The sequence below is a fragment of the Gemmatimonas sp. genome, assembly GCF_036405635.1.
In the GTDB taxonomy this organism is placed as follows: Bacteria; Gemmatimonadota; Gemmatimonadetes; order Gemmatimonadales; family Gemmatimonadaceae; genus Gemmatimonas.
Genome location: NZ_DASWXE010000102.1, coordinates 1 through 13,075, shown reverse-complemented (window position 1 = coordinate 13,075; position 13,075 = coordinate 1). Strand labels below are relative to the sequence as shown.

The following is a 13,075-nucleotide window of genomic DNA, read 5'->3' as shown; positions in this document are numbered from 1 at the left end:
GAGTCCTTCGTCGTCACTGCTTGCGAGGCATGATGCTGGTCGGAGCGTTCATGCCTGTCGCCGTGGCGCTGCAGGCCCAGCCCATCAGCGGTGTGGTAGTGCGGGAATCCACCGGCACGCCCGTCGCGGGCGCCGTGGTCCTGCTGCTGGGCGCTGCACGGGACACGACACTGGCACGCGGTACAACCACTGCCGGCGGACGTTTTCAACTCGGCGCACCGGCGCCGGGGGCATATCGGATTCGTGTGTTGCGGCTGGGACAACGACCGTTCACGACGGCGGTGTTGCGCATCGAAGCCGCCAGGACGAACGAGCGGGTGGTCCTTCCTGAGCAGCCCTTACAACTGGTCCGGTTTGATGTGACGGGTAGCAGCAGGGGATGCCTCCGTGATCCCGCCGCAGGAACCGCAGTGGGGCAGTTGCTCGCGGAGGCACGCACGGCGTTCCTGGCCAGCGTCTCTGTTTCTCCCGACGGTGCACCGCGCGCGACCTATCGCAAATTCCGCTGGGCCGAGAACCGTAGCGGTGACCGGTTGGTGGCGGAGCAGTCGGCCGTGGCGGTGCTGGCTTCATCACGGCCATTCGTCAGCCTGCCCGCAGACTCGCTGGCCCGCACCGGCTACGTGATGGTTGAGCCGGACAGCGTCGCGTATCACGCACCAGACGCCGACGTGCTGCTCTCGGAATCGTTCGCGAAAACACATTGCTTTCTGGTCGTGCAGGGGGATTCTTCGCATGCCGGCGCGCTCGGCATCGAGTTTCGGCCGGTGACTCGCCGCGACAATCGCCGGGACATCACTGGCGTTATCTGGATGCGCCCGGCATCGACCGTCGTGCACGAGGTCCGCTATCAGTACGATCCGCCAACGGCTGAAGATCGCGTTGGCCGTATCGGCGGGCGCGTCACGTTCGATACCACCAGTTCCGGCATCTGGTTTGTGCGGCATTGGGAGATTCGCATGCCGGTCGTGTCTGCGGTCGCCCGCACGGATCTCATGCGGTCACTGAATCCGATGCAGATCATACGGCGGCTGGAGCAAGTCCAGGTGAGCGGCGGCGCTGTGATGGACGTGCGCTTGGGAGCGGCGCTCCAGTTCGTCGATAGTGTGGAGATCGAACGTGCCACGCGAGTCTCTCGCTTGCAGGCAGAAGCACAGCGAGTGGAGCGCGAGGCCAATGCGCGTCTGGCCGATGTCGGGTTCATTGGCGATCTGTGTGGTGAATTGCGTGCACCCGATCGCGGGGCGGTCACAGGGCAGGTGCTTTCGCCGAGTGGTGCGCCCATGGCTAATGTGCCCGTACGCGCGAGTTGGCGTGTAGCCCAGGCGATCGGCACCGATCGCCTGGGCTATCGTGATGACACGGCCGAAGCGCTGACCATGGCCACAGGTCGGTTCGTCCTGTGCCCCATACCAACGGAAATTCCCGTTCGGGTCGCGGTGGTCGCCGACCGGCGCGAATTGGGAATGAAGACCGCAGTCATCACCGCCCCGGAGTTTTTTGCTCGCGTGCCACTCTCGGTCGCACTGAGTCAGATGGCCACTGTGGCGGCCGCGTCACGGGTGGATCCGTTTCAGCGGGCAGACCAGCTGGCAGATGCGGTTGCCGCGAGCGCCAGCCGGCCGTCGGATCGTGCGCACGCGGAGGTGGACAAGCGGATCGAGCGCGGCGTGCCCAATGCGGCGCTGCGACGGGCCGACCTGCTGCGGGATCGTTTCTCACTGATCAGCGATGCCATGCGGAGCCTTCAAGGCATCGAAATCGTCGCAGCAGGGGGCGGGGCACAGGCGGTATCCCGACGCGCGTCGGGAAGAGCCGCCACCGCCGGATCCGGGTGTACGTTGCGCGTGCTGGTCGATGGGGTCCTGCGCCCGGAGGGTACAAGCGTGGATGTGGCGCCACCCAGTGACATCCACGCCGTCGAAGTCTATGTCGGGTCTTCGCGCATTCCGCCACAGTTCGGCGGATTCCGGGACGAACTGGCCTGCGGCCTGGTGGCCGTCTGGACGGTCTCGCGCTGAGCCACCGCGCTCAGTGCGTCTCTCCCTTCGTTCGCCTCAGCCTGCCAGCAGTCCCGGCATGGGGGACGGTGCACTCAGGGCGTCCTGAACTGCCTGTACGACCGCATCGGGCAGGGGTTCGGCACTTGCCCGGCGGGCGGCCTCAATCACCATGGTGAGCGCGCGCGCCTGCGCTGCGTAGGCGGCAAGCAGGGCACCGCCGGCGCCGGGCGTCGCAACGATGTCGCGAGCCAACTCCTCGAGCTGGCGCACCAAGGCGGCCGAGCCGGCACCCATACCAGGCGCGGTGGCCAGGCTTCCTGCTGCACTGCGCTCGGCACGGCTCGCCGGGGCCTTCTCCTCGGACGGGCCAAAGCCCGGGAATCCCGAAGGGGCCAGCGCTTCCTGCACCCTGCTGTTGCTTGCGGCCAATACGGCCAACCGACGACGGGCCACCTGCGACGACTCGAATCCCACGCCTGAATCTCCGGGAAGGGACATCTGCCGGAGCCGCTTGTGGGCTGCCCTCTTGACAGAAGTCGACCTGTTACATAAATGCGACAGTGATCTGGATGCGGTGCGCGAGCGCTAACCGCAAGCTGTGGTGCTGCTTACTGCGTCTTCCCCTCGTCGGGGTGGCCGCGCTGGTGGCGCGGCAGTGCGGGGAGCGCGGCGGTCTGCGTCTCGATGCTCAGCACACATTCCTGCGGGACCCCGTTCGAGCCCTCCACCGGAGATGGCTGGATGCACGTCCTCACCCCGGCAACCGATCGAGACCTTGCGGCGAGGGAGCTGGCCGAACTGGCCAGAACCACCCTCGACGAGCATTGGGCCGTCGCTGCGATTCCCGCCGAGCGACGCGCGCTGCTGCTCGAGCGTGCCGACGCTGCTGCCCTGCTTCCCGGCGATGGCCTTGGCGAGCCGATCTCGGACGGTCTGGCGCTGCTTGGCACCGCCTACGAACTTGCCGCCCTGAGTCAACTCGAGGCCGCCCTGCAGCCGGTTCCCAGTGCCGGCCGAGACCTCGCCCAGGCGGTCCTGACCCTCGGCGCGGCGCGGGCCTTCCGTTGCTCCGCGGCGCTCCGTCCGCCCATCGACGAGGGTGAGTCGGCGGTGACCTGGGCGCTGCGTCTCGGTGCCCTGGCGCTGATCTCCCGCCAGACGGAGAGCTATGTACGCTGGTGGGATGCTCGCCACCACGTCAGCGAGGTGGTCAAGCGCACCGCCAGCCGCCTGGAGAACGAGCCGTGGGAGCCGTACGCTCGTGGGACGCTTTGGATGGCCTGGCTGGGCCTTCTGGGGGCCCCTGTGGCTGCTATCCCCGAACACGCGGCCGATGAGCTGCCCATGCTCACCGCCACCCGCAGCCGTCTCGCGGCTTTCCGGGAGCGGCGCGCCCAACATGACGTGCCCGGCGAGGGCCCCGTACTCAACGCGGCGGCCCTCCGAGCGCGCATGGTCGAGTTCGCGATCCGTCACCTGGCGGATGCTACGGAGCTGCTGACCGTGGCCGTCCTCAGACGGACGCTCCCCGACGTGTCGGCCGAGTTCAAGCTCCATATGAGCGCGGCGCGCTCCGCCATGGCTGGCGATCATGGACAGGATATGCTGCTGGCGTGGCTGCAGGCTGCCGGCGTTACGCTGGCAGGCGGCGTGACCGCGCAGCTCGAACTCCCAGGATTCTAGTCCGGCCCGATCCCTCGGCGTTCCGATTGGAGCGCCATACCCGATAGGTCCGACGGCCGGTGCTCCCGACCGGGAATGCGACACGCCCGCCACCAAGTGGAATGATGTCAGCCAAGAGCGCCCCAAGCGTCCGACGAGCCTCCTCGTCCGCCTGCGGGTCACGCAGCCCCATGGCCGCGTCGTCCTCGATGCGGTACCACTGCACGCCGGCCTCGCCCTCGGCACGGACCACGTACTGGTCGTCGGCCGTCCAGAATGCGCTCAGTCGGCTTGCCGTCCAATCCATGTGGAGAGCAAGACTTGTGACGGGAGCGGATTCCATCGTGCCGATTGGAGCATCACAGGCAACCACGTGCATGGCAAAATTCCGTGAGGTGTCAGGAATGTGAGCCATTGATTCCGGAAGGCGTTTAGCGAATCAATGGGCGGGGATGTTATGACGATCCATCTGCCCGCGCAATACGCCGGTCTGAGCTAAGTTATTGACATCATTGTAGATATCTGTTGAAAGACATGTGGATAACCTGCTAACTGCGGGTCTTTACACGTTCTTCATCCATCGAGGGTGTGGATAAGTGGTTCTGTGATGGCAGGCATAAGGCAGTGGGACCCCCCTGTGTTTCCCACATAAGGCACTATCACAAAAATGCTCATTCCTTGTTTGAAAACACTATGTAAGGCATTTCGTATAGCGGGCTGATCCGTGACACTGAATGCCTTCAAAAATACTCCGCTCGGCCCATGGCGGACTCGGTGATTCGGGCACACTATCCCGCATTCACGAGCAATCATACGAGGGAGAACGACGTGTCCATGGAACCACGGATCGGCCTTCTGGTGGGGCGGGAATGGTCATTTCCCCCGGCCTTTCTCGAGGCGGTGGCCAAGCGCCAGTCGGGTGTGACGGCGGAGTACGTCAAGCTGGACGCCACGCGCATGGCTGAGCCCGTGCCGTACTCGCTGATTATCGATCGGATCTCGCACGAGGTGGGCTTTTACCGCACCTACCTGAAGCATGCGACCCGGATGGGGACCACGGTGGTGAACAACCCCTTCATGTGGTCGGCCGACGACAAGTTCTACGACGCGACGCTGGCCATCCAGCACGGGGTCGCGCACCCCAAGACCATGATCCTGCCGAACCGGGACTACATCCCGGGGATCTCGCATTCCGAGTCGTTGCGCAACCTCGCCTATCCGCTGGACTGGAAGGGGGTGGCGGAGTACATCGGTTTCCCTTGCATCCTCAAGGACGCGCACGGGGGCGGTTGGCGGGATGTCTATGTGTGCGACACCATGGAAGACCTGCTTCGGCACTACAACGAGAGCGGGCTGCTCACGATGGTGGTGCAGGAGTTCATCCGTTGGGACGCCTACGTACGCTGCATGGTCCTGGGCCGGGAGGAGGTGTTGCCCATGCCGTACGATCCCCGGCAGCGCCGCTATATCCCCGATCCTGGATATCTCGGGGCAGAGCTGGAGGCGCGCTGCGTGCGGGATGCACTCACGCTATGCCGAGCTCTGGGGTACGACATGAACACGGTGGAGTTCGCCGTGAAGGATGGCATTCCCTATGCCATCGACTTCATGAACCCGGCGCCGGACATGGACATCAACTCGCTGACGCCCAGCTACTTCGAATGGGTGGTGGAGCACATGGCCGACCTCGCCATCAAGCTCGCAACGGCGCCGCGAGCCGCCGTGGGCGCCGGCCCGATCATCACCTCGCCGCCAACTGGCGCCCCGGGCCGGAAGTAGGCGATGGCGCAGGCGACCACACCGCATTTCGAGCCATATCACAATCTTTTGGCTGACGACGCACTGGCGCAGGAATCGGCCGAGGTGCTCGATCAGCAGCTGCGTCAGCAGGGATTGTTCTTCGGTGATCGACCCTTGTGCAGCGTCTTACGACCGCGATTCCTGAGCCTCGGGGAGTATCGGTTGATTTCGCGCGCCTGCTGCCTGGTTGGCAGTGCGTTAGACAAGGTGCGTGTCGCGGCGATGGCCGATGCGAACCTGCGATCACAATTCGGACTGACTGCGTGGGAGGAGCAACTTATCCACGCGGACCCAGGTTTCCCTGCGGCGAGTCCGACATCGCGTCTGGACGCGTTCTTTGCTCCGGGTGAAGACGGTCTCAAGTTCACCGAGTACAACGCGGAGACACCGGCCGGTGCCGCCTACAACGACGCGCTGTCCAAGGCGTTTCTCGCGATGCCGGTGATGCAGGCGTTCAATCGTTCCCATGTGGCGCTGCCGATTCCGGCCGCGGCTGGCGTGGTCGATGCGTTGCTGCAGGCGTACCACGCCTGGCGGGGCCGACGCGAGAAACCTTCGGTGGTGATTCTGGATTGGAAGGAGGTCCCGACCTACAGCGAGTTCGTGCTGTTCGAGCGGGAATTCCATGCCCGGGGCATCGACGCTTTCATTGGCGATCCGCGGGACGCCGAGTACGCCAACGGGCGGCTCACCGTGGCGGGGCGACCGGTCACGATGATCTACAAGCGGGTGTTGATCGACGAACTGGTGAACCGGGAAGGGCTGGAGTCACCGGTGGTCCGAGCCGTGAGAGACGGTGCGGTGTGTCTGGTCAATCCATTCCGGTGTAAGCTTTTACATAAGAAGGCTTCACTTGCCGTGTTAAGTGACGAACGGCAGGCGGGATTGTTCACGGCCGAGGAGAGTGAGGCGGTTCGCAACCACGTTCCGTGGACCCGAGTCATGGAAGAGCGTCGCACCGAGCACTCGTCGGGAGGCGTGGATCTGGTGCCGTTTGTCGCCGCCAACCGCGAACGGCTCGTACTCAAGCCGAACGACGAATACGGTGGGAAGGGGATCGTTCTGGGGTGGACGGTGGATGATACGGCCTGGCAAGCGGCCATCCGGACGGCCCTTGCAGAGCCGTATATCGTGCAGGAGCGGGTGGAGGTGCCGAGTGAACCATGGCCGTCTTTGGTGGACGGATCGGTGCATATCGGCGACCGGATGTTGGACACGGCGCCGTTCCTGTCCAACGGCACGGTCGTGGCTGGCTGCCTCACCCGCATCGCGACGGACCCGCTCCTCAACGTGACGGCAGGCGGCGGTTCGAACGTACCGACCTTTCTTGTCGAGGCTCGTTGATGTCCCAGTTGTCCCGCACCTACCGCCCAACCATCGGGCTGACCACGCAGACGTTGCACTCCATCGACGGCATTCCGCCGGCGTTGCCGTCCTCGTGGGTGATGAATCAACGCTATTTCGTGGCTGCCACCATGGCGGGCGCGGTACCGTGGATGATCCCCCTGTTCGATGACGACCTGGAGACCCTGCGGGAGATCTATGATCGTCTCGACGGTCTGTTGATCCCGGGCGGTGTGGATATCAATCCCGCGGAGTATGGCGAATCGGTGCGCCCCGAGTGTGGAAATCTCGACCCGGCTCGTGACCGCGTCGAGCTGCAGCTGGTGCGTTGGGCGATCGAAGAAGGCAAGCCTGTCCTGGGTTTGTGCCGTGGCCTGCAGATCATCAACGTCGCGCAGGGCGGAACGATGTGGCAGGATCTCGCCTCACAAAATCCATCCTTCCACAAGCACGACTTTTTTCCCACGGCCGGCTATGAGCGCGACCACTTCGCGCATGACGTGGATATCGTGCCCGAAACGCGCTTGTCACAACTGCTCGAATCCACACGCTGCCCGGTGAACAGCATGCATCATCAGGGCGTGAAGGAACTGGGGCGCGATCTGGTGGTGTCGGCGCGAGCTGATGACGGACTGACGGAAGCGATCGAGGGCGTGGGTGACAGTTTCCTCGTTGGCGTACAGTGGCATCCTGAAGTATTCGAGATGGCGGACCCTCACACCCGGCATCTCTTTGCGGGCTTCATCCGGGCTGCCGTGGACTGGTCAACCGCCAACAACACGTCCCGATCGGGCGTGGGGGGATGAATGCGTACGCCAAGCCTGACGGTCGGAATCGAGGAAGAGTACCAGATCATCGACCCGGTCACGCGTGACCTGACACCGGGATTCGATGCGCTGGTGACGTCGAACGACGCGCAGTTGGCGGACGTGAAGGCGGAGCTGCACCAGTGTCAGGTGGAAATCGGCACCAAGGTGTGCTCGTCCATCGGCGAGTTGCGCACGGAGCTGGTGAAGCTGCGCGGGTTGGTGATCAAGGCGGCCGCGCAGCACGGGCTGACCATCGCATCAGCGGGCACGCATCCGTTCTCCAATTGGATGAACCAGGAGATGACGCCCAAGGAGCGATACCTGGGCGTGAAGGCGGAGCTGCAGGATCTGGCCCACCGCCTGCTGATCTTCGGCACGCATGTGCATGTGGGCATTGAGGATCCGGAATTCCGCATCGATTGCCTGAATGCGGCGCGGTACATCCTGCCTCACATTCTGTGCCTGTCCACATCGTCGCCGTTCTGGTTTGGACGCAACACGGGGCTGCACTCCTATCGCAGCATCGTGTTCAAGAACTTTCCCCGAACCGGCGTGCCGCGCATCCTCAATGGATGGGGCGACTACGCCGATCTGGTGGACACGCTGCAGAAGACGCGCAGCATCCCCGACGGTTCGAAGGTGTGGTGGGACGTGCGGCCGCATCATCACTATCCCACGCTCGAATTCCGTGTGTGCGATGTGAACACGCGCGTGGACGAGGCGGTGTGCATCGCGGCCATCCTGCAGGCAGTGGTGGCGAAGATGTGGAAGCTGCGCCGCGACAACATGACCTTCCGCGTGTACGCCTCCGATCTCATTGAAGAGAACAAGTGGCGGGCGGTGCGCTGGGGGCTCGGTGGCAAGCTGATCGACTTCGGCAAGAAGGAAGAGTTGCCGGCGTCGGTGCTCATCCGCGAACTGATCGAGTGGTTCCTGGATGACGTGCTGGACGAGCTGGGCACCCGCAAGGAAGTGGAGTACGCTTACCGCATCCTGGAAGAAGGCTCGAGTGCCCAGCGGCAGTTGGCCACCTACGCGCGCACCGGTGACCTGCGCGCGGTGGTCGACCAGCTCATCCGCGAGACGGCCGAAGGCGTGTGTGAACCCACGTTGGGGCCGCCGCTTGAAAACTTCGCGACCCCGATTGGGGCCACACCGTCATCGCTGGTGCCCCCGTCGTCGGCAGCGCGAGGGCAGGCGGTTCCCTGATCGTTCGGGGTGGCGCTGAAATGATCCTGTGTGCAGTACGGGGGTGACGGGCATGGGGGGCAATGGTGCGAGTTTGAAGCACGCCCCCAGGAGAATTCCATGCCGGCCTTTGTGCACGCCAGACTCAGTGAATCGGTCATCCGATGTGTCTATGAAGTCCGGCGTCAGCTGCGGCCCGGCCTCGCCGAGGTGCTGTACCGCCGCGCGCTGATCGTGGAGCTCGAAGCGCAGCGTCTGCCGGTGAGAACCGAGGTGCCATACGCCGTGCACTATCGCGGCGCCGTGATCGGCAGCTATCGGGCGGACGTGGTGGTCGACGACCGCATCATTGTCGAAGTGAAACACGTGGATCGGCTGGTGCAGGCGCACCGCGATCAACTGCACAATTACCTGCGGATTGCCGAACTTCGGGTGGGCCTGCTCGTGAACTTCGGCGTGCGCAGCGAGGTGCGGCGTGTCGAAAACTGGCAGTTTGCCGATTCTGTGCCGGAGGCTCGGCCGGATGAACGGGAGTGGTAAGGGGCTGGAAGGGAATGGTAGGGAATGGTAGGGAACTGGAAGGGTTACCTGCTGGGCGCCGCTGCGCGGCGCGAAAACCGCATGAATGGAAGGGAACACGGCAGGAGAACCGCGTTCATACCTCAAGTAGATGAGCGGTTGGAAACCAGCCAAAGAAATCAATAAAGGATTTGATTTTTTAGCTGTTTGCCTTTCGATCCCTTGAATTCCTGCTGTTTTCCGCCGCGCAGCGGCAAGCAGGTAACCCTTCAAATCCCTTCGTCAGTTCCCTTCGTCAGTTCCCTTCATCCCCCAGCAGACCGCTATCGTCGAGCAGATGAACCTGAAGCAGCGCCAGTGCCGCCTGCTCGGGTAAATCGTGCACATGGAGCGAGGTCCAGACACCTGGTTCGGAGCCAGCGAGTCCGACGCGCACTTCTGTCGTCGCGCCGGAGCCATGCACAGTTCCGACGATGGCTGCCGTCTTGTGGGTGCGACGGTGCGTCACCGTCGCTTCCCAGCGAGCGTCGGGCAGGGGGTTCACACGAATATCGAATGCGCCGATGCGTGATGCCGGGTGTCCCGACGCAGCGAGCGCGATGCCACTGGCCGCCGCCCGGAGTTCTGGCGCCACATGCGGCAACACATCACGCACGAAGACATCGGCGGCGGAGATGGCGCCCGGCGATCCATTGGTGGCGCGCGAAAGCCACTGCAACAGGTCCGGGGTGATGCGCGCCGCAGCGCCTGTCAGCTCCACGCAACGGGCCACATAGCCGAGCACCTGCCGCACTTCGATGCGATCCACTTCGTCGAAGAACCATGCGCATGACGTGAACGTGCGCAGCGAGGCCCGTGAGAGTTCGAGCAGTTCGGCGGCGCGCTGACGCTGCGCTTCGACCAGGTGCGCGCGTGCATGCTGATCCACGAACTGCCGCAACGGTTCACCATCAAACGCCACAACGGCACCATACTCGTCACGCACCGCCCACGGGTCACCAGCGAAGAGCTCCGCGCCCTCGCGCTCGAACACCTCATGACACCGGGCCGCCAGTTGCTCCATCGCCTGGCGCAACGGCCCTCGCCACTGTTGCGCAGGCGGCTTGCCGCCATCGATGCGACAGCCGCAATTGCTGCGCCACCGCTCCACGCCATGCGCACAACTCCACGCGGACGGCGATACCAGCGACACCTCAGCCGTCGGTGCGTGCTGCGCCACCAACCCGCCGAGGTTCGTGAGCTGTGATGTTGTGCGCCGAGCCACCAGCGACAACGCTTCTGCCAACGTGGAATCACCGCCATGGTGGTGGTGACCGAATGTCTCGCCATCCGTCGCGAGCGTGGTGCAGCGCGGGGAAGACAATTCCTGATCGCGATACGGCGCGAGGCGCCCGGCAAGTGCACCCGAGTCGCGCAGTAGTCCGCCGAAAGCGACATCGCCTGCCAATGCGCCATCGTACGGCACGATGATCAGCTCTCGCCCTGATGCACCGCGCCACCGCACCGGCATGCCGCTGCCGTCATGTCCCTGCACCTGATACGGCGCCAGCACGGTGTAGCGAATGCCTTCGGCCGCCGCGGCATCGAGGGTGTCTTCATCCACCGCACACTCGGGGAACCAGAAGCCCTCCGGCGCGCGCCCAAACCGACGCGTGAAGTCGCGGATGCCCCAGCGAATCTCCGTGATCCGGTCACGCGGTGAAGCCAATGGCAGGATGACGTGGTGATACGGCGCTGCGATAGCATTGCCATGTCCCCAGCGTGCGACACTCATCGCATCGCCGGATTGCATCGCCTGCAACACCTGTGGAGCCTCGGTGTCGAGCCACTCGCACAGCGTCGCCCCGACATCGAACGAACACCATGCGTACAGGTTCACGAGCCGAGCCAACCCCGCCTTTGCGTCCGGATCAGACGGGGAGGGTACGGCATCACGTGATGTCAGCCGATACGCGGCGGCGGACGCTAGACGTGCATAACACTCGCGCGTGATGCGGGTATTCCAGTCATGATCCGGCGCCGCTGATCGCTCGGCCTCCACCACCTCGAACCACGCATCCTCACGTGGCGGCTGGTACAGGTGCTGGTGGATGATGACGGAGTGCGTGCTCATGGCTGAATGCGCATGTGTCAGCTTCGCTGCTGCACACGTTCAGTGGCACGCCGATACACATCGGCGTAGCGCTCCGCCGAGCGTTCCCAGCCGAAGTCGCGCTGCATGGCGGCCCGCATACGCGCCGCCCACGCTGCCGAGTCGGAGAAACGTGCCAGCGCACGTGAGATGCTCTGGTCGAAACTCGCCGGCGAGAACTCGTCGAACAGAAAGCCCGTGACGTCGTCTTCGATGGTATCGGCGATGCCACCCACACGGCGACCCACCGGGAGCGCGCCGTAGCGCTGTGCCCGCAACTGCGTGAGGCCACAGGGCTCGTATTGCGACGGCATCAGAAAGATGTCGACGCCGGCCATGAGGCGGTGTTCCATGCGATCCGTGAAGTCGAGCTGCACACCCACATGCCTCGGCCGCGCCTGGGCAAGCGCCAACAGTGCCTGCTCATAGCGCGACTCTCCAGCGCCCAGAAACACGAACTGCGCGTCGAGTGACCAGACACGATGCGAATTCAGCAGCAGGTCGAGGCCTTTCTGTGCCACCAGGCGACCCGTGAAACCGAACAGCGGCATCTTGCGGCGCTGCGGCAATCCGAACGATCGCTGCAGCGCCGCCTTGCAACGCGCCTTGTTGGCCGGATCGGCGATGCTGAAGCGCGCCGTGATCTGGTCGTCCTCAGACGGATCCCACACCGACTGATCGATGCCGTTGGTGATGCCGGTGAAGCGCGAACCCAGCCACTGAAACACTTCGTGCAGCCCAAAGCCGCCGCCGGCCGTGCGCAGTTCCTGCGCATGCGTGGGACTGACCGTCACCACCTGGTCAGCGAAGGTGAGACCGCCCTTGAGCAGGTTCACCCGGCCGTACCACTCGAGATGTCGGAAATCGTACACCTCGGGCGGAATACCACATTCGTTCAGGATGGAAGACGGGAAGTGTCCCTGATATCCCGCGTTGTGCACCGACAATACCGTCGGCGTGTCGGCAAAACGCTCGCGCAGTTGTTCGTAGCTGCGCATGTACATGAGCGCGAGTGACGTGTGCCAGTCGTGCGCGTGCACCAGCACCGGCCCTGTGATCAGGCGCGGAATGGCATCGAGCACCGCACGCGAGAACAACGCAAATCGCCGAGCGTTGTCGGTATAGTCACGCCCACCCTCGCCGTACAACCCGCCTCGCGCAAAGGCGCTGGGGATGTCCACGAAGACGACTTTCGGCCCCTTGGGCGGATGCACTTCACGGAAGAAGCGCACTTCTTCGCTGCGAAACCCCAGGTCCACCGCGATGGGTCGTCCAAGCGGAGCGAGGTCCGGCGCATGATCGCGTACCGTGCGATACAGCGGCACGAACACCACGACATTCGCCCCGCCACGCACCTGAAAATTGGCCAGGCCCATGACCGCCTCGGCCAGTCCGCCCGTGCGGGCGAACGGGCTGTACTCGGCCGTCAGGTGCACGATGGTGCGTGTCGTGCCGTCGCTGAGGCCGAGTGCGGATGGTGACGCGTGGAGTGCCGACGTCGGCATGCTCATCGAGTCGTGGTGGAAGTGGAGAAAGGCACGGCCTTACGCCGTTGGCGGATCGTCGGGCAGGGCGTCGCCAAGAATGGACGGCGCGTAGTAGCCACGGGCGTACTCTTC

The 13,075-nt window shown here is 64.2% G+C and carries 10 protein-coding genes; 7 read left to right on the top strand and 3 right to left on the bottom strand.

The genetic code is table 11. From position 1 onward, the window contains the following. The first annotated feature begins 29 nt into the window (after window positions 1-29). Window positions 30-2,021 (top strand): carboxypeptidase-like regulatory domain-containing protein, encoded by a 1,992-nt coding sequence (locus VGE27_RS08895; RefSeq protein WP_331049296.1) that lies wholly within the window; start codon window positions 30-32, stop codon window positions 2,019-2,021. A 36-nt stretch (window positions 2,022-2,057) separates the two neighbouring features. On the opposite strand, the gene VGE27_RS08890 is transcribed toward VGE27_RS08895, so the two are convergent. Further along, complete coding sequence (locus tag VGE27_RS08890; RefSeq protein ID WP_331049295.1) at window positions 2,058-2,477, bottom strand: hypothetical protein; 420 nt, start codon at window positions 2,475-2,477, stop codon at window positions 2,058-2,060. A gap of 267 nt (window positions 2,478-2,744) precedes the next feature. On the opposite strand from VGE27_RS08890, the gene VGE27_RS08885 reads away from it, so the two are divergent. The 6 genes from VGE27_RS08885 (at window position 2,745) to VGE27_RS08860 (ending at window position 9,346) form a co-directional block, all read left to right on the top strand. After that, entirely contained in the window at window positions 2,745-3,686 is a 942-nt protein-coding gene (locus tag VGE27_RS08885) for a hypothetical protein (protein ID WP_331049294.1), read from the top strand. Between the two features lie 813 nt (window positions 3,687-4,499). Continuing rightward, complete coding sequence (locus VGE27_RS08880; RefSeq protein ID WP_331049339.1) at window positions 4,500-5,444, top strand: hypothetical protein; 945 nt, start codon at window positions 4,500-4,502, stop codon at window positions 5,442-5,444. A gap of 3 nt (window positions 5,445-5,447) precedes the next feature. Beyond that, complete coding sequence (locus VGE27_RS08875) at window positions 5,448-6,809, top strand: circularly permuted type 2 ATP-grasp protein (RefSeq protein ID WP_331049293.1); 1,362 nt, start codon at window positions 5,448-5,450, stop codon at window positions 6,807-6,809. Next, a complete protein-coding gene (locus VGE27_RS08870) occupies window positions 6,809-7,615 on the top strand; it encodes a gamma-glutamyl-gamma-aminobutyrate hydrolase family protein (protein ID WP_331049292.1) in 807 nt (268 codons plus the stop codon). The genes VGE27_RS08875 and VGE27_RS08870 overlap by 1 nt, the downstream gene beginning before the upstream one ends. Beyond that, entirely contained in the window at window positions 7,616-8,827 is a 1,212-nt protein-coding gene (locus VGE27_RS08865) for a carboxylate-amine ligase (RefSeq protein ID WP_331049291.1), read from the top strand. It begins immediately after the preceding gene. Window positions 8,828-8,926: 99 nt separating this feature from the next. Then, window positions 8,927-9,346, top strand: coding sequence for a GxxExxY protein (locus VGE27_RS08860; RefSeq protein ID WP_331049290.1), 420 nt, complete (start codon window positions 8,927-8,929; stop codon window positions 9,344-9,346). Window positions 9,347-9,620: 274 nt separating this feature from the next. Here the strand turns inward: VGE27_RS08860 and VGE27_RS08855 are convergent, their stop codons facing one another. Together VGE27_RS08855 and VGE27_RS08850 are read right to left on the bottom strand one after the other, a co-directional pair. After that, window positions 9,621-11,438: a DUF3536 domain-containing protein gene (locus VGE27_RS08855; protein ID WP_331049289.1), complete on the bottom strand. Its 1,818-nt coding sequence runs from the start codon at window positions 11,436-11,438 to the stop codon at window positions 9,621-9,623. A gap of 17 nt (window positions 11,439-11,455) precedes the next feature. Continuing rightward, window positions 11,456-12,967, bottom strand: coding sequence for a glycogen/starch synthase (locus VGE27_RS08850; protein ID WP_331049288.1), 1,512 nt, complete (start codon window positions 12,965-12,967; stop codon window positions 11,456-11,458). Window positions 12,968-13,075 lie beyond the last annotated feature (108 nt).